Source organism: Chelativorans multitrophicus (assembly GCF_011317445.1).
Classification (GTDB): domain Bacteria; phylum Pseudomonadota; class Alphaproteobacteria; order Rhizobiales; family Rhizobiaceae; genus Chelativorans; species Chelativorans multitrophicus.
Map to the genome: position 1 here is coordinate 1,336,533 of NZ_JAAAPL010000001.1, position 19,255 is coordinate 1,355,787.

The 19,255-nt window shown below is 59.3% G+C and carries 33 protein-coding genes and 1 tRNA gene; 32 read left to right on the top strand and 2 right to left on the bottom strand.

Annotation, left to right across the window (positions count from 1 at the left end; translation table 11 throughout):
- Nucleotides 1-106 precede the first annotated feature (106 nt).
- From GNP00_RS23840 to GNP00_RS06660, 20 genes are all read left to right on the top strand, one after another.
- Nucleotides 107-307 carry a Lar family restriction alleviation protein gene (locus GNP00_RS23840; RefSeq protein WP_041544383.1) on the top strand — a complete coding sequence of 67 codons (201 nt, stop codon included), beginning with the start codon at nucleotides 107-109 and terminating at the stop codon, nucleotides 305-307.
- Nucleotides 308-345: 38 nt separating this feature from the next.
- Nucleotides 346-654, top strand: a complete 309-nt coding sequence (locus GNP00_RS06570; RefSeq protein ID WP_011579556.1) for a hypothetical protein — start codon at nucleotides 346-348, stop codon at nucleotides 652-654.
- Between the two features lie 11 nt (nucleotides 655-665).
- Nucleotides 666-938, top strand: coding sequence for a hypothetical protein (locus GNP00_RS06575; protein WP_011579555.1), 273 nt, complete (start codon nucleotides 666-668; stop codon nucleotides 936-938).
- A 292-nt stretch (nucleotides 939-1,230) separates the two neighbouring features.
- On the top strand, nucleotides 1,231-1,440 hold the full coding sequence (locus GNP00_RS06580; RefSeq protein ID WP_041544381.1) for a hypothetical protein: 210 nt from the start codon (nucleotides 1,231-1,233) through the stop codon (nucleotides 1,438-1,440).
- Nucleotides 1,437-1,745, top strand: a complete 309-nt coding sequence (locus tag GNP00_RS06585) for a hypothetical protein (RefSeq protein WP_157038000.1) — start codon at nucleotides 1,437-1,439, stop codon at nucleotides 1,743-1,745. Before GNP00_RS06580 ends, GNP00_RS06585 begins: the two co-directional genes overlap by 4 nt.
- Complete coding sequence (locus tag GNP00_RS06590; RefSeq protein ID WP_157037999.1) at nucleotides 1,738-1,914, top strand: hypothetical protein; 177 nt, start codon at nucleotides 1,738-1,740, stop codon at nucleotides 1,912-1,914. The genes GNP00_RS06585 and GNP00_RS06590 overlap by 8 nt, the downstream gene beginning before the upstream one ends.
- Nucleotides 1,911-2,510: a Gabija anti-defense Gad2 family protein gene (locus GNP00_RS06595; protein WP_041544377.1), complete on the top strand. Its 600-nt coding sequence runs from the start codon at nucleotides 1,911-1,913 to the stop codon at nucleotides 2,508-2,510. Before GNP00_RS06590 ends, GNP00_RS06595 begins: the two co-directional genes overlap by 4 nt.
- A 4-nt stretch (nucleotides 2,511-2,514) precedes the next feature.
- Nucleotides 2,515-3,312, top strand: a complete 798-nt coding sequence (locus tag GNP00_RS06600; RefSeq protein WP_049764598.1) for a hypothetical protein — start codon at nucleotides 2,515-2,517, stop codon at nucleotides 3,310-3,312.
- Between the two features lie 5 nt (nucleotides 3,313-3,317).
- Nucleotides 3,318-3,755, top strand: a complete 438-nt coding sequence (gene ssb / locus GNP00_RS06605) for a single-stranded DNA-binding protein (RefSeq protein ID WP_011579552.1) — start codon at nucleotides 3,318-3,320, stop codon at nucleotides 3,753-3,755.
- Between the two features lie 11 nt (nucleotides 3,756-3,766).
- Nucleotides 3,767-4,180 carry a hypothetical protein gene (locus tag GNP00_RS06610; protein WP_011579551.1) on the top strand — a complete coding sequence of 138 codons (414 nt, stop codon included), beginning with the start codon at nucleotides 3,767-3,769 and terminating at the stop codon, nucleotides 4,178-4,180.
- A 352-nt stretch (nucleotides 4,181-4,532) separates the two neighbouring features.
- Nucleotides 4,533-4,724, top strand: coding sequence for a hypothetical protein (locus tag GNP00_RS06615; protein WP_041544375.1), 192 nt, complete (start codon nucleotides 4,533-4,535; stop codon nucleotides 4,722-4,724).
- Entirely contained in the window at nucleotides 4,724-5,002 is a 279-nt protein-coding gene (locus tag GNP00_RS23845; RefSeq protein ID WP_083764403.1) for an HNH endonuclease, read from the top strand. The genes GNP00_RS06615 and GNP00_RS23845 overlap by 1 nt, the downstream gene beginning before the upstream one ends.
- Complete coding sequence (locus GNP00_RS06625; RefSeq protein ID WP_246263707.1) at nucleotides 4,999-5,394, top strand: HNH endonuclease signature motif containing protein; 396 nt, start codon at nucleotides 4,999-5,001, stop codon at nucleotides 5,392-5,394. Before GNP00_RS23845 ends, GNP00_RS06625 begins: the two co-directional genes overlap by 4 nt.
- Nucleotides 5,391-6,047, top strand: coding sequence for a hypothetical protein (locus GNP00_RS06630; protein WP_011579548.1), 657 nt, complete (start codon nucleotides 5,391-5,393; stop codon nucleotides 6,045-6,047). Before GNP00_RS06625 ends, GNP00_RS06630 begins: the two co-directional genes overlap by 4 nt.
- 10 nt (nucleotides 6,048-6,057) lie before the next feature.
- The gene (locus GNP00_RS06635; RefSeq protein ID WP_207634018.1) at nucleotides 6,058-7,134 is read left to right on the top strand and encodes a hypothetical protein; all 1,077 of its coding nucleotides are present in this window, start codon (nucleotides 6,058-6,060) and stop codon (nucleotides 7,132-7,134) included.
- The gene (locus GNP00_RS06640; protein ID WP_041544374.1) at nucleotides 7,124-7,414 is read left to right on the top strand and encodes a hypothetical protein; all 291 of its coding nucleotides are present in this window, start codon (nucleotides 7,124-7,126) and stop codon (nucleotides 7,412-7,414) included. Before GNP00_RS06635 ends, GNP00_RS06640 begins: the two co-directional genes overlap by 11 nt.
- Nucleotides 7,407-7,799 (top strand): hypothetical protein, encoded by a 393-nt coding sequence (locus GNP00_RS06645; protein ID WP_166015794.1) that lies wholly within the window; start codon nucleotides 7,407-7,409, stop codon nucleotides 7,797-7,799. The genes GNP00_RS06640 and GNP00_RS06645 overlap by 8 nt, the downstream gene beginning before the upstream one ends.
- A complete protein-coding gene (locus GNP00_RS06650; protein WP_011579544.1) occupies nucleotides 7,796-8,038 on the top strand; it encodes a hypothetical protein in 243 nt (80 codons plus the stop codon). Before GNP00_RS06645 ends, GNP00_RS06650 begins: the two co-directional genes overlap by 4 nt.
- Nucleotides 8,035-8,382 (top strand): hypothetical protein, encoded by a 348-nt coding sequence (locus GNP00_RS06655; RefSeq protein ID WP_011579543.1) that lies wholly within the window; start codon nucleotides 8,035-8,037, stop codon nucleotides 8,380-8,382. The genes GNP00_RS06650 and GNP00_RS06655 overlap by 4 nt, the downstream gene beginning before the upstream one ends.
- A 175-nt stretch (nucleotides 8,383-8,557) precedes the next feature.
- Nucleotides 8,558-9,559, top strand: coding sequence for a tyrosine-type recombinase/integrase (locus GNP00_RS06660; RefSeq protein ID WP_011579542.1), 1,002 nt, complete (start codon nucleotides 8,558-8,560; stop codon nucleotides 9,557-9,559).
- On the opposite strand, the gene GNP00_RS06665 is transcribed toward GNP00_RS06660, so the two are convergent.
- A tRNA-Thr gene (locus GNP00_RS06665) sits at nucleotides 9,523-9,613 on the bottom strand. The two genes, GNP00_RS06660 and GNP00_RS06665, sit on opposite strands and share 37 nt — an antisense overlap.
- A gap of 131 nt (nucleotides 9,614-9,744) precedes the next feature.
- Between GNP00_RS06665 and GNP00_RS06670 the strand changes: the two genes are divergently transcribed.
- The 9 genes from GNP00_RS06670 (at nucleotide 9,745) to yacG (ending at nucleotide 15,340) form a co-directional block, all read left to right on the top strand.
- On the top strand, nucleotides 9,745-9,909 hold the full coding sequence (locus tag GNP00_RS06670) for a hypothetical protein (protein WP_011579541.1): 165 nt from the start codon (nucleotides 9,745-9,747) through the stop codon (nucleotides 9,907-9,909).
- Between the two features lie 120 nt (nucleotides 9,910-10,029).
- Nucleotides 10,030-11,319, top strand: coding sequence for a UDP-N-acetylglucosamine 1-carboxyvinyltransferase (gene murA, locus GNP00_RS06675; protein ID WP_011579540.1), 1,290 nt, complete (start codon nucleotides 10,030-10,032; stop codon nucleotides 11,317-11,319).
- A gap of 54 nt (nucleotides 11,320-11,373) precedes the next feature.
- On the top strand, nucleotides 11,374-11,817 hold the full coding sequence (locus GNP00_RS06680) for a DUF2948 family protein (protein WP_041544372.1): 444 nt from the start codon (nucleotides 11,374-11,376) through the stop codon (nucleotides 11,815-11,817).
- Nucleotides 11,818-11,827: 10 nt separating this feature from the next.
- Complete coding sequence (gene hisD / locus GNP00_RS06685) at nucleotides 11,828-13,120, top strand: histidinol dehydrogenase (RefSeq protein WP_011579538.1); 1,293 nt, start codon at nucleotides 11,828-11,830, stop codon at nucleotides 13,118-13,120.
- Nucleotides 13,121-13,139: 19 nt separating this feature from the next.
- Nucleotides 13,140-13,625 (top strand): UPF0262 family protein, encoded by a 486-nt coding sequence (locus GNP00_RS06690; RefSeq protein WP_011579537.1) that lies wholly within the window; start codon nucleotides 13,140-13,142, stop codon nucleotides 13,623-13,625.
- Nucleotides 13,622-14,122: an arsenate-mycothiol transferase ArsC gene (locus tag GNP00_RS06695; protein ID WP_011579536.1), complete on the top strand. Its 501-nt coding sequence runs from the start codon at nucleotides 13,622-13,624 to the stop codon at nucleotides 14,120-14,122. Before GNP00_RS06690 ends, GNP00_RS06695 begins: the two co-directional genes overlap by 4 nt.
- A 133-nt stretch (nucleotides 14,123-14,255) precedes the next feature.
- Complete coding sequence (gene infA / locus GNP00_RS06700; protein WP_011579535.1) at nucleotides 14,256-14,474, top strand: translation initiation factor IF-1; 219 nt, start codon at nucleotides 14,256-14,258, stop codon at nucleotides 14,472-14,474.
- Nucleotides 14,475-14,494: 20 nt separating this feature from the next.
- Nucleotides 14,495-15,124, top strand: coding sequence for a Maf-like protein (locus GNP00_RS06705; RefSeq protein WP_011579534.1), 630 nt, complete (start codon nucleotides 14,495-14,497; stop codon nucleotides 15,122-15,124).
- 3 nt (nucleotides 15,125-15,127) lie between these two features.
- Nucleotides 15,128-15,340, top strand: coding sequence for a DNA gyrase inhibitor YacG (gene yacG / locus GNP00_RS06710; RefSeq protein ID WP_011579533.1), 213 nt, complete (start codon nucleotides 15,128-15,130; stop codon nucleotides 15,338-15,340).
- Nucleotides 15,341-15,428: 88 nt separating this feature from the next.
- Here yacG and GNP00_RS06715 read toward each other — a convergent pair whose 3' ends face one another.
- Nucleotides 15,429-15,710: a DUF1127 domain-containing protein gene (locus GNP00_RS06715; protein WP_011579532.1), complete on the bottom strand. Its 282-nt coding sequence runs from the start codon at nucleotides 15,708-15,710 to the stop codon at nucleotides 15,429-15,431.
- A gap of 189 nt (nucleotides 15,711-15,899) precedes the next feature.
- Between GNP00_RS06715 and GNP00_RS06720 the strand changes: the two genes are divergently transcribed.
- The 3 genes from GNP00_RS06720 (at nucleotide 15,900) to GNP00_RS06730 (ending at nucleotide 19,179) form a co-directional block, all read left to right on the top strand.
- Complete coding sequence (locus GNP00_RS06720) at nucleotides 15,900-16,859, top strand: LysR substrate-binding domain-containing protein (protein WP_011579531.1); 960 nt, start codon at nucleotides 15,900-15,902, stop codon at nucleotides 16,857-16,859.
- Nucleotides 16,860-16,971: 112 nt separating this feature from the next.
- Complete coding sequence (gene xseA / locus GNP00_RS06725) at nucleotides 16,972-18,531, top strand: exodeoxyribonuclease VII large subunit (protein ID WP_011579530.1); 1,560 nt, start codon at nucleotides 16,972-16,974, stop codon at nucleotides 18,529-18,531.
- Between the two features lie 111 nt (nucleotides 18,532-18,642).
- Nucleotides 18,643-19,179, top strand: a complete 537-nt coding sequence (locus tag GNP00_RS06730; RefSeq protein ID WP_011579529.1) for a Dabb family protein — start codon at nucleotides 18,643-18,645, stop codon at nucleotides 19,177-19,179.
- The last annotated feature ends 76 nt before the right edge of the window (nucleotides 19,180-19,255 follow it).

Genomic DNA, 19,255 nt, shown 5'->3' on the forward strand with positions numbered 1-19,255 from the left:
GGACTTTTCCGCCTTCCGCAAAACAATTTCCGAATTTTTCCGCATTTCCGCTTGCAATGCGTTTTTTTCCGTATATGATGACAATTGTTGAACGGGAAACGAACCGATGCCCTACGACCGAAAGCCCTGCCCCTTCTGCGGATCGCGCCGCACCCAGGACAGCGCCTCTCACTACGGGTTCGTCAGCATCTACTTCGTTGTCTGCCGGGACTGTCACGCGGATGGTCCGGCCAAGGACACTCGTTCAGAGGCAATTCAAGCGTGGAACACCCGTGTTTACAGCCATGACGGCGACGGCCACGCCTAACCCCGGCAGAGACGGCTTTGCCGAGAGAGGAGAGCGAGATGCTTAAGCGGATTTCAGCAGTGACCCTCGCTAGCGCAATATGGGTAGGCGCATTCGAGAACCCCGCCCATTCCGATCCAATCGAGGAAGCGGCGTTCATGGCGATAGCCGCAGGCGTATGCGGGGCAGTCGTCCCCGACGCCGTGTTTCTCCCGAGAGTGAAGGATGTCGCGGTTCAGAACGGCGTCAACATTTCGGAGGCGCTTTCCCTGATCCGCGCACAGGCAGAGCTGGTGGCCCTGCAATTGATCGAAGCCGAAGCTGGCGATGAGTTCTGCCAGCACGTTCAGAACATCAGTTTCGAATGAGGAGAACGGATATGAGACTTCCGTTTTGTGAGACAATCACCGATCCCGACACTGACAAGCCCGTCCTGATGGACATCGAAGGCGAAGCCGATTGCTGCCTCGATTGGGATGCGAAGACCGGCGAACGCATTGTTTGCGTCACAGACGTCTACGTCAACGGCGTCAATCTCTACCGCAGCCAAATGAGCATGTTCCGGCAGATGGCCGCTCTGATCGCAGAGCGCATCGAAGCGGATGACAAGGTGCTGGACGTGCTTCTGGAAGTCGAGAGGGAAGTGGCGTGAGCAGACTTATGCACCCAAAGACGCCACCGGATGTCGTAGCGCATTGGGGGTTAGACCACTCGCGCGGAGGGGGTAGAAAAATCATGGCCGCCGCCCCCGAGATGCTGGAGGCGCTAAAGAAAATAGCACGATCACTCGACGCTGAGATTTCCTCGCATCGGTGCTCATGCACGCACCCATGCGACGACTATTTTGTTCACCCCGGCCCTTGTGGCACGAGGCGAGCGGAAACCTATCGGAACATCAAAGCCATAGCTGACAAAGCCATAGCTAAAGCCGAGGGGAAGCGCCCATGACCCTCTCCCCGTCTGAATACCACACTGTTCCTATCGGGTCTATGCACGTGATGCAGGTGGACGCTGGCACTACAATCACTGACGAGCGTTCCGGTGAAGCAATCACGGTCGATGATGAGACGGTGGCCGTGAAGGGCCGGGTGATCTTCTGCACCGAACGTACATTCGAGGCTTTAAGACGCAGGGTGGAGGAGGAGGCCGCATGACCCGATCCCTCCAACACGCCTCCCAAGCAGAACACAGCGGAATGCCCGAACGGATCTGGGCGCGCGTCCGTGGCGGTGGCGTCTCTCTCCCATCCGGCAAGCCGTATCTGACTGTTGTCGGTGAAAGCCGGGAGCAGAACGGCTGCACGGAATACGTCAGGGCCGATCTCTTCCATGAAGCCCTCGATCTCGCAGAGGCAGCAAACCTCCCGAACGATCTCCGAGACGGCAAATACGCCAACACCAAGAGAATCCAAGAGCTTCGCGCGCAATTGGTGAAGCTGTCAGGAGAGAGCAATGGCTGAGACAGCACAAAGGCTGGACGAACCTAGCGTGTTCGAAAAGCAGCCAGGGCGAACAGAGTATGAGGCCCGCTGCATCATCCGCGAATTGATCGAGCTTTACGGCCCCAAGGATGCGCCGTGGCAACTCTCACGATTTCTGGAAGACGAATTAAGGCGGGTGAACCGATGAGCACTTTGAGGTTTAACTTTCCGGAATTTTGCGAGCGCTCCGGCAGCGATACCGCTGACCTGATGCGTATCCTTGGCAAGGTCCAGAACGGGGCGTGGTGCGCAGGCGGCGCGATCCGCGGGACACTCATCCGTCAGTCTCTCGACAGCGATTTCGACTTCTTCTTTCGTGATGCCGATCATTTGGCCGAGTGGGAGAAGAACCTACCGGACACGCTGAAGCTTGTGCGCGAAACAGAGCATCATAAGCACTGGAGAGGCACAATTGAGGGTAGTGATTTACCCATCGATATCCAGGCTATCCGCTTTAGGTTTTACGCCAGTGCCGAAGAGGTAATCGACAGCTTCGATTACACAATCACACAGTTCGCGCTCGACGGCGAGGAACTGGTGACGACGCCCTATGCCCTTTGGGATCTTGGGCGAAAGAAGCTGGCGATTCACAAGGTTACCTATCCCGTCGCGACCATGCGGCGGATGCTCAAATACACCCAGCAAGGTTTCACCGCCTGCGCAGGCTGCATGGCTCAGCTTCTACGCGACACAGCCACGTCACCGCAGGCAATGGCCGAACTCGAAATCGCATACGTGGATTGAGACAATGAGCGAGAATACTAAGCTTTGGGATATTCTGGGGCGAACCGACCCCAAGCACACGACACGGTTCAAGCGCGGCGGCGGCTTCTCCGGTACGGCGATCAAGCCAATGTGGTCATACCGCCGCTTGACGGAAGAGTTCGGCCCATGCGGAACCGGCTGGGGCGTGAACGAGCCAGTTTTCCAAGTTGTTCCCGGCGACAACAGGGAAGTCCTCGTCTACTGCACCGTCTCTGGCTGGTACATGTGGGATGGAGAGCGCCGCGCGGTCTTCGGTGTCGGTGGAGACAAGGTTGTCACTCACATCAAGGCGAACACGCAATACAACCGGCCCGAGCGCTGGGAAAACGACGATGAGGCTTTTAAGAAGGCCTTCACGGACGCTCTAACCAACGCGTTCAAGCTGCTTGGTGTCGGCGCAGACGTGCATATGGGCATGTTTGACGACAACAAATACGTCAACACCATGCAGCAGGAATTCGCGGAGGAAGCAGCCGGCTCCAACTCAGAACCGCCACGGAAGGCCAACGGCAGGCCCGAAACTGGCTGGCGCGAGGACGGAACCCGCACTCCGTATTCCCTTCGGCAAGAAAAGGTTTGGGACGAGTTCCAGCAGGAATTGCTGGAGGTCCACACAGGCGCGGGTCTCAAGCAACTAGCCGAGATGTGGCGCAAGAAGGCCGACGACGACAAGTGGCCGGAAAGCTGGAAGGCGCTCGTCAAGGAAGAGCTTGAGAAGCGGCGGCTTCAGCTCCGCGCCGAAGCGGCCAAAGAACCAATCGACTACACAATGGCAGGATAATCATCATGGCTGGATCACTGAATCGCGTATTCCTCATTGGGAACCTTGGGGCAGACCCCGAGGTCCGCCGCCTGAACAACGGTTCACCGGTAGTGAACCTACGAATCGCGACCGCCGAGACTTGGCGCGACAAGAATACGGGTGAGCGCAAGGAAAACACGCAATGGCACAACGTGGTGATCTTCAATGAGATGATCGCCAAGGTTGCTGAGCAGTTCCTGCGCAAGGGCATGAAGGTCTTTGTTGAAGGCTCTCTGCAAACCCGCAAATGGCAGGACCAGCAGGGTAACGACAAATACACGACCGAGATTGTCCTGCAGAAGTATCGCGGCGAGCTTCAGATGCTCGATGCACGGCAAATATCCGATGTGGTCAACAACCATCAGCCTGAGCAAAGCGGTTACGTCCACGACGATCTGGACGACGACCCATTGCCTTTCTAGGAGCAGCGGCGATGGCGGGGAAACAGTCAGAAAAGCCGATCTATGCCTTCATCAGACGCGGAAACAATCTCGTGCCAGAGATGGACATGGATTTGCGCGCCCTTGATGGCGTGGCGCAGGGACAGCGCGTGAAGGTCGATATCAAGGCCTTCCGCAGCCTCCCCCGCCTAAGGGCATACTGGTCTATGTTGCATGAAGTCGTCGCGGCCACGGAATGCGCGGCTTCTGCCGAGCGCCTTCACGAGGCGATGAAGCTGGAGCTTGGCATTGTTGACTTGGTGAAGGTAGGCAATCTGACGGTCGCCATTCCCGGATCCATCGCTTTCGACCGAATGAACGAAGCGGAAATGTCCGAATTTTTCAATATCGCTCAGCGCTGGCTGGCAGAGAAATACGGTTATGTGCCGCAAGCGAGGGCCGCATGACGCGCGTCGTTTCAGAACTGGAGTTCCGCACGAGGCTGCAAACAGCGCTGCGGTCAGCAGAATATACTTGGGTTGGGGCGGTGACTGGCCCAGGTAGATCTGGCGCGGTTGCGGCAGTCTATGCCTCCCATATTCTTAGAGTCCCGTTCATTCCGTTTGGAGCCAAAGCCCCGGATCACGGGACGCTGTTGATCGTTGATACAGCCTCTCAGAGCGGCAGAACATTGCGGAAGTCCGCACGCCGCTATCCGGGCTCCTTGACACTCGCCGTGTTCAACGAGCCGCCGCGAGTGATGTTTTGGTACGAAGGAAGGAAGCCGCAGCGTTACCGCCATGAGCGGAGGGTCGCCGCATGACCAAGACCCTCCAGATCAAACCTCACACGCGCCGCGCTCCTGTAGATCCCGACGCAGAAGCCAAGGAGCGCATGACCCGGCTTTTGAATGAATACGTCATCCTACGCGATCTGGAGCGGGAACTGTCCCAGGCTTTCGAAGACGAGTTCGGCAGGCAGTACGCCAATTATCTGCGCGAGGTGCGGTAATGGCGAAAGATGCCCTGAGAACCATCCTGAGAGAGAGGCAGGGACGCCGGTGTTGTTACTGCGGCGTGAGTTTGACGCCGCCTATTGTCACGACCAAGAAGCGGAAGCCATTACCGACATCAGAAACGCTAGAGCACCTTCGTAGGCAAAGCGAAGGAGGTACAAGTCGCCGCGATAACCTCGCTCTAGCTTGCTACCAGTGCAACACGGGTCGCGGAGCCATGGATTGGCTCACCTATACCAGCTACCGCCGTGGCGAACTGTGGGAGCTAGCATGATGGCCCGCAAGGAGTTCACCACCAAGACCCGCAAGGAAGCCCTCAAGCGCTCCGGCAAACGCTGTGAGGCTGTCGGGGATTGGTACGGCCTTCCAGAAGGCCAGCGCTGCACCGCAGACCTAAGTCTTGGCGTCGAATACGACCACTACATTCTCGATGCCAATTCTAAGGACAACAGCCTGGAGAACTGCCGCGCTGTCTGCCCACGCTGCCATGGCTGGAAAACACGGAACAGAGATACCCCGACAGCAGCGAAGACCGTTCGCCAGCAGTTCATGGGCATGAAGACCAGGGCGAAGGTGAAGATCCAATCACAAGGCTTTGCCAAGAAGGAGCGGGCACCGAAGCTCCCCGTTCCCGGGCCAAGGCCGATTTACGAGGCACAGCAATGACCACCACACCAGACTATGCGGGGCTGATTGCGCGGCTGGAAGGATGGGACCGGTGTTATCCCGGGAACATCAACATCGAATTAGCCGTCGATGAAGCCACCCAAGCCCTCAGCACCCTCCTAGAGAGCAACGCGGCGCTGGAGGGGGAGCGGGATGAGTTCCGTGCCAAGCTGGCTGAGACCATTGGAAAGCTGATGGTAGCGAACCAGAGGGTTCGTGAATTGGAAACGCTCTCCATGAACCTGGAGGCAGAGGCGAAGAATGCCGAATCTGAGCGCGACCGGCTCGCGGAGCGTGTGGCGCTCGAATTCAAGGCGGGGAGTGAGGTGCCGGATGTCGCTAGGGGCAACATGGAGGCATGCATCATCATGATGAGGAGTCGCCACACAGGTAAGAATTTCACCATGCCGGCGTATTATCTGAACAGCTATCCTCTGGAATTCGAAGACGGCTGCGGCGACCCGAACTGCGAGGATATGCACGATGACGGGTGCCCCGTCACGGGCTGGTTCTATGACAACGCGAACTTCGAATATGAAAACTGCTACTACCGCATAGAGGGCGAGTGCCTAGCATGGGCGCTCATACCTGATGCGACAGTGGTTGAGTCCGCCATCGCCCGCTCGCTTGTGAAGGGAGGCGGGGATGAGTGACCGCCCTGAATTGGTGCAAAAGGCATTTGAAGCCAGAGATACCGGTTTTGACTACGGTCCTTATGCCAAAGCTCTGCTTTCGTACATAGAAGCACTCGAAGCCGCTGCCCTCGCCAGAGCGGAAGCCAATGCCGAGGGCCGGGAGGTGATGGGAGAGCAGGAAATCTTGCGGCTGAAGTGGGAACGGGACGAGGCGGTCAGGATCGGTCTTTTCCATGCTCGGTGCCGCAAGGCCACCGAAGCACGGGTGACGGATGCTCTGCGCGCATTAAAGGCGATCCGTATTAGATGCCAGGAAGGAGATAAACGGGCTGACTGGCTTCCGATTATTGACCGATTAGCTGGCGACGCTGAAGCCGCTCTCGCCCAAGCAAGGCATCCCATAGAAATGCTTAAGGACGAAGCGGGAGCGTCCCGTTACGCGGAAGTGCTAGAGACTGCTAAGGCACTGCGGGAGGCCCAGCGCGCCTATCTTGCTGATCGTGGTAATGATGTTCTCGGACAGGTCGTAGCCGAGGCCGCCGAAGCGCTAGACGGAGCCCTCGCCAGAGCGGAAGCCAATGCCGGAGAGCCGGTAATAGGAGACGAGCGCATATATCCAAATGAACCCTTCGGCTCCGCCCTCACGGCAGGCAAGCCGAACCGGGAGGAGTTGGAGTCAGCGGCCAAGGTGGCCTTGCTGTACCTTGATAGTGGATTTCTAGCCTGCGATGTGTGCGGCCATCAGATGCCGACCAAGGACACCGACGCTGCGCATACACTGCGCGATGCCCTCACGGCAGGCAAGCCGGAGCAGGCGGTGCCGAGCGAGCCGGACTGGTGGTGGCGCGACTTCGACCCCGAAGACAGCGGCGACTCTCCGCACGAGGCGCTGCGTAATGTGCCGGATTTCTGCGTTTGCCTTCTTCGGAGCAGCTATAACGGCCCCGATAAGTTTGCATTTCGATCACCGACGCTCAACCCTGATGACGATGATGATGAAGTCATCCTATTCGATACGGAACACGAAGCTCTCGCAGCTGCCAAGGAACGGGCAGAAGCGATGAAGGACGCCGCCCCTACAGCAGGAGGTGGCGATGCGGAGTAGGCTGACGGGCAGCGCCGGTACGGTGGAGGTGAGTACCGGTGATCGGTTCCACGCTGACGGCGTGGAGTGGGAGATTGTCGGCTTTACGGGCGAGTCGATCTATAGCCCATCCAACATAGGTGGAACGCCGATCGTTCGATGCCGCGCGCACCCGGAAACACCGCCATTCTGGGCGCGATGGGAAGAGGCGGATGGCACTGTCGAATGGTGCGGCGACAGCATCGCCTCGGCCATCATACGCGGCCGCGCCGCCCTCAAAATGGAGGGCCGCGATGGGTGATCTGCGGGAACTGATCGAGCGACTGGAAACGGAAGGGCCTAGCTACGCACTCGACGTGGCAATAGCAACGGCTCTGGTCCCACAGATATCGGTCCTGCGCCAACGCGACGACGACAGCGGGGCCGATCCTCACACCTACCGGTGCTTCACCACGAAGGTTGATGACGCTCTGTGGCTTGCCACGCTCCTTCTCGACAACGGTTTCGTTGACATCGAGGTGGCATATCTCAGCGGTGGTGGCCGGACGTATGGCAGGGCTGAGATATGCGGCCCTCACGTCGATTCTGCCGCCACGGGCGCTACCCCCGCCATCGCTCTTCTCTTAGCAACCCTCCGCGCCCTATCCGACCAGGATACAGGCCAAGGTGAGGAGAGCGGGCGATGAGTGAACCATTGAAAGCATTGAAAGAAGGCCGGCCCTGGGAATTCTCCGCAACCGCCGCGCCCAAGTGCCCGCATTGCGGCATCGACTTCGATATCGACCGCAACGAGGCGTGGTTTCTCTACGATGAGAACCACACACATGACGTTGAATGCCCGTCTTGCGAGCGCGGCTTCCAGGTGAGTAGCACAGCGAGATGGATTTTCTCGACTGACGAGCAGGACGAGGAGAGTGGGCGATGAGCGCGCGCGACATCTTGACGAACGGACTCCTACATCTCCCCATTCGAGGTCGTAAACTGGAGTTTGCCGTAGACCAGCAGATTGCGGCACTCACCGCCGCAGGCTATCGCATACTCGCCCCCGGACAGCTAGACGACGAGACCCTGGAAAGGGCAGCGGGGGTGGTTTCTTCATTGCCATGCGAAGGGAGATACGGGAAACCCGGTGTTCCGTGGGTTGGATGGACACCGGAGGCATACACTCTTTACACCTTGGCTCAGAACAACGCGAAGGAAAAGGGTGCTGCCGCAATCCGCTCCCTGAAAGCAGACCGCCGCGCACTCGAAGGGGACGGGCGGGGATGACGAAGGCTGCTTTCCTACCCGCACTGGTCACGCCGGAAGAGTTTGCCGCAGAAACGGGCTGGTCCCCGCGCCGCGTGCGGGAGATGGCAAGACACCTTGGCGCGTGCCGGATTATCGGCAATCGTATGCTCCTGACGACAGACGATATTGAAGCAATTCTGGAGGCAAGCCGTCCATGCCGCTCAAGCTCTACAAGCGCGGTGAAGTCTGGTGGTACCGTGGCACGGTTGCCGGAAGACGCCTACACGCAAGCGCTAAAACGACTGACAAAGAAATCGCCCAGCGGCTCGCCAACAGAGCGGAAGCGCAAGCCTTCAAACGTGATCTCGATGGACCGGCCTCGGTCCTGACATTCGCGCACGCCGTGACGCTTTATCTCGATGCGGGGAAATCTGACCGCTTCCTAGTCCCCGTCTTGGAGCATTGGAAGGAAACACTGGTCAAGGACATCACGGCGGGTGCCATCCGGCTTGCGGCCATCAAGGTCTACCCCAAAGCCTCGCCATCTACACGCAACCGCCAGTTCATCACGCCAACCGTGGCAGTCATCAATCACGCTGCCAGCCTGGAGTTGTGCCCGCCGCTACGGAAAGTGGAGCGGTTCAAGGTACCCAAAAAGCATCGGGATGAAGCTGATTGGGATTGGGTACTGGCTTTCGAGAAGGAAGCGCCGCCACATCTGGGGGCGTTGGCTGTTTTCGGTTATCTGACGGGTGCGCGCCTAAGCAGCCTGACCGACTTGCATTGGAAGACCATAGATTTCCAGAGGCGTGAAGCTGTCCTATGGAAGACGAAGAACGGCCATGACCACGTGGTGCATTTGCCGCCCCATCTGGTGGTGAGATTGGCGAACCTGACCACAGACAGGGGTGGAAAGGTGTTTGGCTACTCCAGCCGCCACAGCGTCAAGTCGGCCTGGAAGGCGTCCATCAAGAGGGCGGGGATAAAACCACTCACACCGCATGCATTGCGGCATGGCTTTGCCACCGGGCTTCTAAGGGCCGGTGTAGACCCCGTAACTGTGGCGTGGCTTGGTGGCTGGGAAAGCCCACAGATCGTTATCGACATCTACGGGCATGCGATGAAGGACAGAACAGTCACAAACCGGCTTACTGGCCCACTAGCGGCCCAAGGCCCTGACGCCGCCACAGAAATCCTAACAAAGACAGGTGCTTAGATGAAAAAGGCGATCCCTTACCAAGGGAGTGCTCTACCACTGAGCTACGGCAGCGTCGCGTTCGGGCGGCCTTCTGCCATATCGATCGCCGCAGCGCAAGCGCTAGCTCCATTATATATAGGAGGATGTGCAGATCGCTTCAGCGCCAAGCCGAGGTGGGAAACTGAAAGGAGCCAGAAGTGACAATGAAGGAAAAGACGGAGACCAAGAAGGAGCGGGAGAAACGCCTTGCTGCCGAACTCAGGGCCAATCTGGCGCGCAGAAAGGCCCAGGCCCGCTCGCGCCGCAACGGCAACGCCGACGAACGGGCAGACGGAATTCCATCGGCTGGGAAAACCGGGCAGAACTGAATTCGGCTCAAGGAACGCAGCGGACGCATTTTCTTGAACCGGCCGCGGGGTTGCTCTAGGAGAGGCAAGATCAGCAACCGTCAACACCGGGATTCCCTCTCTCCCGGGAAAGAGACATTCATGGACCGCATACGCATCCGCGGGGGCAGCGAGCTCAATGGAACGATCCCGATCTCCGGGGCGAAGAATGCCGCGCTGCCGCTGATGATCGCTTCTCTTCTGACTGACGATACGCTGACATTGGAAAATGTCCCGCATCTTGCTGATGTAGAGCAACTGATCCGCATTCTCGGCAATCATGGCGTGGACTACTCCGTCAATGGCAGGCGCGAGAACCAGGACAAGGGCTATTCGCGCACCGTCCATTTCACCGCTCGCAGCATCGTCGACACGACGGCTCCGTATGAACTCGTGTCCAAGATGCGGGCGAGCTTCTGGGTTATTGGCCCGCTTCTGGCGCGGATGGGCGAGGCGAAAGTTTCGCTGCCGGGCGGTTGCGCCATTGGCACGCGCCCGGTGGATCTTTTCATCGAGGGCCTGCGCAGCCTGGGAGCTGCGATCGATATCGAAGGCGGCTACGTGATCGCGAGGGCGAAGGACGGCCTTGTTGGGACGCGGTTCCGTTTCCCGAAAGTGTCGGTCGGCGCCACCCATGTCCTGATGATGGCCGCGTCACTCGCAAGGGGGCAGACGGTGCTGGAAAATGCCGCAAGAGAGCCGGAGATCGTCAATCTTGCCGACTGCCTCAACGCCATGGGCGCTAAGATATCCGGTGCCGGCACTCCGACAATCACTATTGAAGGCGTCACCAGCCTTTCCGGCGCGCGCCATCGCATCATTCCGGACCGGATCGAGACCGGCACCTATGCGTTGGCGGTCGCCATGGCGGGTGGCGACGTAATGCTTGAAGGGGCGCGGGCCGATCTTCTTGAAACCGCGCTCGATGTCATTCAACAGACCGGGGCGGAAATCACCCGAGCCGATACCGGCATTAGGATCAGGCGCAACGGCAACGGCATCAGCCCGGTCGACATCACGACCGAGCCGTTCCCCGGCTTTCCCACCGACCTGCAGGCTCAATTCATGGCCGTGATGACAAAGGCCAAGGGCAACTCACGGATCACAGAGACGATCTTCGAGAACCGCTTCATGCACGTGCAGGAATTGGCGCGCCTCGGCGCGCGCATTTCACTATCCGGGCAAGAGGCCGTCGTGGAGGGGGTGGACCGGCTGAAAGGTGCGCCCGTAATGGCGACCGACCTGCGGGCGTCGGTGTCTCTCCTGATCGCAGGCCTGGCAGCCGAGGGCGAAACCACCGTCAATCGCGTATATCACCTCGATCGCGGTTTTGAGCGGCTGGAGGAAAAACTGTCCAGCTGCGGCGCTGACATTGAGCGCATTTCCGGCTGACCGCCGCAGCAGGAGCTACCAACCGGTCCGCCGGCCCGGAATATGAGTGGAGTGATGGAACTGTTGAAGCTCGCCGCACTCGATGAGGAAGATCTGAACATCATTTCCGCGCATGTTCAGGACGCGGTAATGAAGGTGGGAGAGATCACCTACCAAAAGCGCGAAAAGCGTTTCACTCTCGCCATGCGGCGCTTCGTTTGGGAAAACAAAGGGCAAGGCTTCTTCTTCCGCCGGCAGCCTCACCAGCGGCGGCTTTCCGCACTTTCGTTTGACCGAGTGCTGACAGTCCGCTCCGCCGGCATCGATATGGCTAAGCCGGAAGAAGTGCTTTCGTTGCTGGCCGTCCGGTTCTTACCGGGTGAAACGCCGTCGGGAACGGTCGAGCTCGACTTTTCCGGCGGGGCCACGGTCCAGCTCGAGGTGGAGTGCATTGAGGCGCGGCTGAGCGATTTAGGTGCGGCCTGGGAAACGCCGGTTCGCCCCCGGCACAGCAATTGAGGGCGCACGCATGCCGATGAGACTTTCCACCGCCGAGAGGGACTTTGAAACGGCTTTCGCCGCCTTCTTGTCGACCAAACGCGAGGTTTCCGAGGAAGTAGACACCGCCGTGCGGGAGATTATCGCCCGCGTGCGGGCTGAAGGCGATTCAGCCGTGGCTGACTATACCAGGCGGTTCGATCGTTTTGATCCTGCGCAGATCCAAATGCGCGTTTCGCGCGAGGAGATCGAGGCGGCATACGGGAAGACGGATCCCGAGACGCTTGAAGCCTTGAAGCTCGCGCAGGACCGTATCGAGGCGCACCACCGCCGCCAGCTTCCTGCCGATGCGCGCTACACCGATCCGCTCGGGGTGGAACTCGGCTGGCGATGGACGCCGATTACCGCCGTGGGCCTTTATGTGCCTGGCGGGCTCGCCAGCTATCCAAGCTCGGTGCTCATGAATGCGATACCGGCCCGTGTGGCCGGCGTCGAGCGCGTGGTGATGACGGTCCCCTCCCCGGACGGCGAGATCAATCCTCTTGTGCTGGTTGCGGCTGATCTGGCGGGCGTGAGCGAGATCTACCGGATCGGCGGCGCACAGGCCGTGGCTGCGCTTGCCTATGGAACGGAGAGCATCGCCCCCGTCTACAAGATCGTCGGCCCAGGAAATGCCTATGTAGCCGCCGCAAAGCGGCAGGTCTTCGGACAGGTCGGTATCGATATGATCGCCGGCCCCTCCGAAGTGCTGGTCGTCGCGGACCGTGACAACGATCCTGACTGGATCGCGGCCGATCTTCTGGCCCAGGCTGAACATGATGCAGCGGCGCAGTCGATCCTCATGACGGACGATCCAAACTTCGCTGAAGCGGTGTCCGATGCCGTCGAGCGGCAGCTTACGCGGCTTTCCCGGTCGGAAATCGCGGGCGCGAGCTGGCGTGATTTCGGGGCAGTCATTCTCGTCCGCAGCTTCGAGGAAGTCCCTCAACTCGTTGATCGGATCGCACCGGAGCATCTGGAGCTGGCGACGGAGAATGCAGAAGTGCTGCTTTCGCGTATCCGCAATGCGGGGGCGGCCTTTATCGGCCGCCACACGCCTGAGGTCATCGGGGACTATGTGGGCGGATCCAACCACGTATTGCCGACGGCCCGCTCAGCACGCTTTTCCTCAGGCCTTTCCGTGCTCGACTTCATGAAGCGCATGTCGATACTTCGGCTCGGCGCGGATCAGCTGCGGGTACTGGGCCCGGCCGCCATTGCTCTCGCGAAGGCTGAAGGCCTGGAGGCGCATGGCCGTTCCGTCTCGATACGGCTCAATACCTAGAGGCTGCCAAGGTAAACCGATGGGCGAGCGGAGTTCAGCCAAGGCACGCCTCATCGATGTCGAGCTGGACGAGACCGTCGGGCGCGCACCGCCCGATGTGGAACATGAACGTGCGGTCGCCATTTTCGACCTCGTCGAGGAAAATACGTTTCATCCTGTAGGCGATCAGGCGGGCGGCCCCTACAGGCTGAAGATCTCGCTGATCGACTCGCGCCTGGCGCTCAGTGTGACGAGAGAGGGTGGCGATCCCGTCGTTACCCACATGCTCTCTCTCACGCCATTCCGGCGCATCGTAAAGGATTATTTCCTCGTTTGCGAAAGCTACTACCAGGCTATCCGATCCGCCACGCCGAGCCAGATCGAAGCGATAGACATGGGAAGACGCGGGCTCCACAATGAGGGATCACAGACATTGATGGATCGCCTCAATGGAAAGATCGAGGTGGATTTCAACACGGCCCGGCGGCTCTTCACCTTGATCTGCGTGTTGCATTGGCGAAGATGACCATGACATCGCAGTTTTCCGGAGGCCATCCAGGCATAAGGCCATCGGGTGTGAGGGACACGAGGCCACGCTCGGTGCTCTTTCTTTGCGGGCGCAATTCCATCCGCTCGCCCCTGGCCGAAGCGCTTGCAAAGCACATGCTGCCAAGATCTATCTTCATTGCCTCGGCTGGCGTGCGCAAAGGGCCGCGCGATCCCTTTGTCGACTCGGTTCTGGCGGAAGAAAACCTTGCTCTGGAGAACTGGGTGCCGCGCCGGCTGGAGGAACTGGAGGACACGTTTTTCGATCTCATCGTCACACTCGCACCGGAAGCGCACCACGCCGCATTGGAGCTCACACGCACCATGCCTGTCGAGGTGGAGTACTGGCCGACACTCGATCCTTCCGCGGTCGAGGGGACGCGTGATCAGATCATGGCCGCCTACCGGGACGTGCGAAACGCGATTGCCGTGCAAATTGCCGAAAGGTTCGGGCTGGCATTCACTGACGAAACATGACTGTTGCTTGTTCACAAATGGTGGAGGATGGGCTAGGTTCCGCGCGATTTCGGCTTGGCCCCTTAATCTCCCGAGCTCTGCAACGGTGAAAGAACCGGCCAAGTCGACTGTGCCGCCAAAATGAAGGTATCGGATGCCGAAGGAAGAAGTCCTGGAATTTCCCGGTGTTGTTACCGAGCTTTTGCCGAACGCTATGTTCCGCGTAAAGCTCGAGAACGACCATGAGATCATCGCACATACTGCGGGCCGCATGCGCAAGAACCGCATCCGCGTTCTGACTGGCGATAAGGTTCTTGTGGAAATGACGCCATATGACCTGACCAAGGGCAGGATCACCTATCGCTTCAAATAGCTGCGTTATCTAGCAGGGCAATGAGCGCACCCACCAAACTTATCCTTGCGTCGGCTTCGCCCCGGCGGGTGCAGCTCCTGCAACAGGCGGGGCTGGAGCCGAATCGGCTTGTTCCGGCGGAAATCGACGAAACGCCGCTGAAGGCGGAGCACCCACGTTCGCTGGCAAAGCGACTCGCACGCAGCAAAGCCGAAAAGGCACTGGAGCGACTGAGGAAGGACGGCGAAGAACGCGATTCCTTCGTGCTTGCGGCAGATACGGTGGTGGCTGTCGGGCGGCGCATATTGCCGAAGACGGAGATCGCCGATGAGGCATCAAACTGTCTTCGTCTTCTTTCGGGCCGTTCGCATCGGGTCTATACCGGCATATGCCTTTTCACCCCAACCGGTAAGCTTCGGCACAAGCTGGTGGAAACGCGCGTGCGCTTCAAGCGCATCTCCCGAGAAGAACTGGAAGCCTATATCGCGTCCGGGGAATGGCGGGGAAAAGCGGGCGGCTACGCCATTCAGGGCCTGGCCGGCTCCTTCGTCGTCAAGCTGGTCGGTTCCTATACGAATGTGGTGGGCTTGCCACTCCATGAAACGGTAAGCTTACTTGCCGCCGACGGGTTCAAAGCCTATCTGAACTGGCCGGCGGGGACACAAGTCTGACCTATGGCTGGTGCGACTGAAAAGGCTGAAAAGATCACGCCGCTGCGGCCCAAGCGGCCCTGCCCTGAATGCGGCAAACCCTCGTCGCGCGAGTTCTATCCGTTTTGTTCCAAACGCTGCAAAGACATCGACCTGAATAGATGGCTATCGGGGTCTTATGTCATTCCCGGCCGCCCGGCGGAGGAAGAAGAGGACGAATCAGGATCGGCCCAATAAAAAAGCCCGGCTCCAGAGAGCCGGGCAGGTTTGCAGGCAGCCGGGGGGAACCGGCGTGATGGGAGTAAATGCCTGCATGAACGGTTGATCAGGGTCGGCGGCGTATCACGCATTCCTCATTGGCGCGGGCACGCACGATCTGTTCAAGGTGCCGCGTCGGATCATTCAAGATGGGTCCGTCATAGGCTCGCGTGATATCCTCGCGGGTGAGGCCGATATCCACGAGTTCCCAATCCGAGAGCTCGCTCAATCTGCGCATCGCGCGCCGGTTCGACCATAAACGCAGCATGTCCGATACCGTGCGCGCTAGACGCAGTACAATACCCGGCCTGGCGGTGGTGATCGGCGCGATTGTCTGTTCTGCACGCATGGCAATCTCCTTTAGCCATTTCTGAATAGCGGCTTTTTGGAAACGACGAATGGGTCGCGCGGAAAGGGTCTACCGCGACGAACAGTCTGCCGTCCTACTCAGGAACGGTGCCCTTCTCTCATAAGGGTATTGATTAGTCGAACGAATGTTTTTAATCTTTTCCATCAATGTCCTTTATAGGAGGCCGCAATGTCGGCGCCGCTCGATCTCGACCAGCTTGCGACCTTTATCGCCATTGCGGACACGGGAAGCTTCACGCGAGCGGCGGAAGAGGTTCATCGAACACAATCAGCAGTGTCCATGCAGATGCGGCGCCTCGAAGAGCGGGTAGGGAAGCCGCTCTTCGAGAAAGACGGCCGTTCGAACCGGCTGACCGACGATGGCGAGCGGCTGCTCCTCTACGCCCGGAGGCTCCTGCGCCTCAATCGCGAAACGCTGGCTGCCTTCGATGACGACAGCCTTGAGGGACATGTGCGGATCGGCATGCCCGATGATTATGCCGAGCGTTTCCTGCCGGAGATTATGGCCCGCTTCTCCCACTCCAACCCGCGTGTGGAGATGTCGGTTCTTTGCGAGCCGACTGCCAACCTGGTGCACCACGTCCGGCAAGGCAATGTGGATCTTGCCCTGGTGACGGATCAGGAAGGGGCAGAGACAGTGCGGCGCGAGCCGCTCTTGTGGGTCGGTTCGGCCAATCACTCCACCCATGAGCGTGAAGTGTTGCCAATGGCTTTTGGACGGCCAACCTGCAATTGGCGACGGCTTGCCTGCGATACGTTGCGCGAAATCAACCGCGATTATCGAATCCTTTTTACAAGCTTCTCGGCAACCGTGATCACCGCTGCGGTTCTGTCTGGAGCGGCGATCTCCGTCCTTCCGGAATGCACACTCAGACCCGGAATGCGGATTCTCGCGGAAAAGGACGGCTTCCCAAAGCTGCCGGACTGCCATATCGGCATCATGCGAGGACGCACGAACCAGACCGAGCTCGTGGACGCGCTTGCACGCCACATTTCGGAAAGCCTGGACAACATCTCCATGCCGCTTTCCGTGGTGGAGGAGACGGAAGGCCTCGATTTTACCGCCTTCTCGCATCGCATGAAACGGGGTAAGCGCTTGCGACCCAGCCACATGCTACCGGGGTGGTGAGTTTCTGGAGCACAATTGCCGTGACGTCCCGCGATAGCCGGTGGCCGGTGGGAGGTCCGTCGGCGGCTTAGAACGGGTTGACGCTGGAAGCGGCAGGCTGCTCAATCGAAAAATGGAAGAAGCAAAAAAAGACGATTCGCTCAGCAATGTCGCCGAATATTCGGTGAGCGAGATCTCGCATGCACTGAAGCGCACGATCGAAGATACCTTCGGACATGTGCGCGTGCGTGGCGAGATCTCCGGTTTCCGTGGAGCCCATTCATCGGGCCATTGCTATTTCTCGCTCAAGGACGAGCGGGCACGTATGGAAGCGGTGATCTGGAAAACCACTTTCGCCAGATTGCGCTTTCCTCCACAGGAAGGGCTGGAGGTGATCGCGACAGGCCGCCTCACCACCTTTCCGGGCTCGTCAAAATATCAAATCGTCATCGAGAGTCTTGAACCGGCCGGGGCCGGCGCTCTGATGGCGCTCCTGGAGGAGCGGAAGCGCAAGCTGGCCGCAGAAGGGTTGTTTGCGGAGAGCCGAAAACGGCCGCTGCCTTTCATGCCGCATGTGATCGGCGTCGTTACCTCGCCAACCGGTGCCGTTATCAGGGATATCATTCATCGCATCACCGACCGGTTTCCCGTCCATGTCGTCGTTTGGCCTGTGCGGGTCCAGGGAGAGACTACCGGCGCGGAAGTTGCCGCCGCGATCTCAGGCTTCAATGCGCTTCAGCCGGGCGGGACAATCCCGCGACCCGATATCCTTATCGTCGCGCGCGGCGGCGGCAGCCTGGAGGATCTGTGGGGCTTTAATGACGAGGCGGTTGTGCGCGCCGCCGCCGCATCCGCGATTCCGTTGATCTCGGCGGTCGGTCACGAGACGGACTGGACACTCATAGACCTTGCCGCCGACCGGCGCGCACCGACCCCGACGGGCGCCGCCGAAGTGGCCGTGCCGGTGAAAGCGGAACTGGAGGCCAATATCGCGCGCCTTTCCGCCCGGCTTAAGGGCGCCATATCCCGTTGTCTCGACCGGCGGCGGCAGGAGACGCGCAGTCTGGCGCGTGCGCTCCCCTCCCCTGACCAGCTCTTCGCATTGCCGCGCCGACGCTTCGACGAAGCGGCAGGCAGGCTGGGCCGTGCGCTGCAAACCTCCACGCAAGGCAAGCGCCTGCATCTAAACGCCGTCCGGGTTTCCATCGCCACGCTCGATCGGCGGATTGCACAGGCAAGGCGCGATGCCAACCAATGCGGTGAGCGGCTGCCCCTCGTCTATCAAGGCCTGGTACGCCATCGCCGCGCCCGTTTCGACCGCGATGCCGCACGCGTCAGCCCGCGCGTGACGCTGCAGCGAATAACAACTCTTGGCGAGCGCCTGAAGATTGCCATAGCGAGGAAGGACCGCGCAGTTTCCCTCCGGGTGGAACGCGCGAGGACGGTTTATGAGCAGGCGGTCAGGCTCGCGGAATCGCTTTCCTATAAAAGCGTTCTGGAACGCGGTTTCGCGCTGGTGCGGGATGGCGAAGACAGGCCGCTTAAGCGCGCGAGCGATGTGAAGCCGGGCGAGACGCTACGCCTGCAATTTGCGGACGGCAACATAGGGGCGATCTCAACCGGGAAGTCCTCGAATACGAACCGGAAAAGCGCTCCTGCACGAGAGCCCGGAAAGCAAGGCTCACTTTTCTGAAGAATAATTTACCTAAAAGCCTGGGGTTTCATTTATAAAACGGCAATGCATTTCTCATATCGTAGAATAGTAAAATGGAATTTGTATAGTTTATTAGGTTTGGAGTAAATTATGAAAAAGCTTATAGCAACCCTTCTGGTTTCAGTATCCATGATTGGTCCGGGTTATGCCGCTGAGAGCGTTCCGGCGCGTCAGATTTTGGATAATGAGCTTCGCGAAGTGGGCGCGGCCACCTTCACCAGCCCTGACTACAAGCCTGGCCTTATCCGGCACATCGTCCTCTTCCGCTACAAGGCCGGAACCACGGAAAACCAGCGAGAAGAAATCAGGATCCGGTTCATGGACCTGGCCAAGTCGGCGACGCGTAACGGCAAGCCCTACATCGTTCTGATCGAATCCGGCAAACAAAGCAGCGGAGAAGGCGTAGCAGGCGGTTTCGAGGAAGCCTTCGTCGTTACATTCAGCTCCGAAGGGGACCGGAACTATTATGTTGGGGCGCCTGTCGTAAAAGAGACCAGGTATTTCGATCCCCAGCACCAGAAATTCAAGGAGTTCGTCGGTCCCTATCTGGCCGACGGAGGGGTTCTTGTGTTTGATTTCAAGGTGACCGACCGAGCCCGGCTGGGATCGATCATGCGCAGTAAATAATCAGATGAACGCAAGAGCCAAGGCGAACGGAAGCTCCGCCGCTTGTCCAAGCGATATGCCCGCGCCGCATCAGTGT

Coding starts and splice junctions, on each gene's coding strand:
- GNP00_RS23840 (WP_041544383.1), top strand. CDS start 107: ATGCCCTACGACCGAAAGCCCTGCCCCTTCTGCGGATCGCGCCGCACC.
- GNP00_RS06570 (WP_011579556.1), top strand. CDS start 346: ATGCTTAAGCGGATTTCAGCAGTGACCCTCGCTAGCGCAATATGGGTA.
- GNP00_RS06575 (WP_011579555.1), top strand. CDS start 666: ATGAGACTTCCGTTTTGTGAGACAATCACCGATCCCGACACTGACAAG.
- GNP00_RS06580 (WP_041544381.1), top strand. CDS start 1,231: ATGACCCTCTCCCCGTCTGAATACCACACTGTTCCTATCGGGTCTATG.
- GNP00_RS06585 (WP_157038000.1), top strand. CDS start 1,437: ATGACCCGATCCCTCCAACACGCCTCCCAAGCAGAACACAGCGGAATG.
- GNP00_RS06590 (WP_157037999.1), top strand. CDS start 1,738: ATGGCTGAGACAGCACAAAGGCTGGACGAACCTAGCGTGTTCGAAAAG.
- GNP00_RS06595 (WP_041544377.1), top strand. CDS start 1,911: ATGAGCACTTTGAGGTTTAACTTTCCGGAATTTTGCGAGCGCTCCGGC.
- GNP00_RS06600 (WP_049764598.1), top strand. CDS start 2,515: ATGAGCGAGAATACTAAGCTTTGGGATATTCTGGGGCGAACCGACCCC.
- ssb (WP_011579552.1), top strand. CDS start 3,318: ATGGCTGGATCACTGAATCGCGTATTCCTCATTGGGAACCTTGGGGCA.
- GNP00_RS06610 (WP_011579551.1), top strand. CDS start 3,767: ATGGCGGGGAAACAGTCAGAAAAGCCGATCTATGCCTTCATCAGACGC.
- GNP00_RS06615 (WP_041544375.1), top strand. CDS start 4,533: ATGACCAAGACCCTCCAGATCAAACCTCACACGCGCCGCGCTCCTGTA.
- GNP00_RS23845 (WP_083764403.1), top strand. CDS start 4,724: ATGGCGAAAGATGCCCTGAGAACCATCCTGAGAGAGAGGCAGGGACGC.
- GNP00_RS06625 (WP_246263707.1), top strand. CDS start 4,999: ATGATGGCCCGCAAGGAGTTCACCACCAAGACCCGCAAGGAAGCCCTC.
- GNP00_RS06630 (WP_011579548.1), top strand. CDS start 5,391: ATGACCACCACACCAGACTATGCGGGGCTGATTGCGCGGCTGGAAGGA.
- GNP00_RS06640 (WP_041544374.1), top strand. CDS start 7,124: ATGCGGAGTAGGCTGACGGGCAGCGCCGGTACGGTGGAGGTGAGTACC.
- GNP00_RS06645 (WP_166015794.1), top strand. CDS start 7,407: ATGGGTGATCTGCGGGAACTGATCGAGCGACTGGAAACGGAAGGGCCT.
- GNP00_RS06650 (WP_011579544.1), top strand. CDS start 7,796: ATGAGTGAACCATTGAAAGCATTGAAAGAAGGCCGGCCCTGGGAATTC.
- GNP00_RS06655 (WP_011579543.1), top strand. CDS start 8,035: ATGAGCGCGCGCGACATCTTGACGAACGGACTCCTACATCTCCCCATT.
- GNP00_RS06660 (WP_011579542.1), top strand. CDS start 8,558: ATGCCGCTCAAGCTCTACAAGCGCGGTGAAGTCTGGTGGTACCGTGGC.
- GNP00_RS06670 (WP_011579541.1), top strand. CDS start 9,745: ATGAAGGAAAAGACGGAGACCAAGAAGGAGCGGGAGAAACGCCTTGCT.
- murA (WP_011579540.1), top strand. CDS start 10,030: ATGGACCGCATACGCATCCGCGGGGGCAGCGAGCTCAATGGAACGATC.
- GNP00_RS06680 (WP_041544372.1), top strand. CDS start 11,374: ATGGAACTGTTGAAGCTCGCCGCACTCGATGAGGAAGATCTGAACATC.
- hisD (WP_011579538.1), top strand. CDS start 11,828: ATGCCGATGAGACTTTCCACCGCCGAGAGGGACTTTGAAACGGCTTTC.
- GNP00_RS06690 (WP_011579537.1), top strand. CDS start 13,140: ATGGGCGAGCGGAGTTCAGCCAAGGCACGCCTCATCGATGTCGAGCTG.
- GNP00_RS06695 (WP_011579536.1), top strand. CDS start 13,622: ATGACCATGACATCGCAGTTTTCCGGAGGCCATCCAGGCATAAGGCCA.
- infA (WP_011579535.1), top strand. CDS start 14,256: ATGCCGAAGGAAGAAGTCCTGGAATTTCCCGGTGTTGTTACCGAGCTT.
- GNP00_RS06705 (WP_011579534.1), top strand. CDS start 14,495: ATGAGCGCACCCACCAAACTTATCCTTGCGTCGGCTTCGCCCCGGCGG.
- yacG (WP_011579533.1), top strand. CDS start 15,128: ATGGCTGGTGCGACTGAAAAGGCTGAAAAGATCACGCCGCTGCGGCCC.
- GNP00_RS06715 (WP_011579532.1), bottom strand. CDS start 15,710: ATGCGTGCAGAACAGACAATCGCGCCGATCACCACCGCCAGGCCGGGT.
- GNP00_RS06720 (WP_011579531.1), top strand. CDS start 15,900: ATGTCGGCGCCGCTCGATCTCGACCAGCTTGCGACCTTTATCGCCATT.
- xseA (WP_011579530.1), top strand. CDS start 16,972: ATGGAAGAAGCAAAAAAAGACGATTCGCTCAGCAATGTCGCCGAATAT.
- GNP00_RS06730 (WP_011579529.1), top strand. CDS start 18,643: ATGAAAAAGCTTATAGCAACCCTTCTGGTTTCAGTATCCATGATTGGT.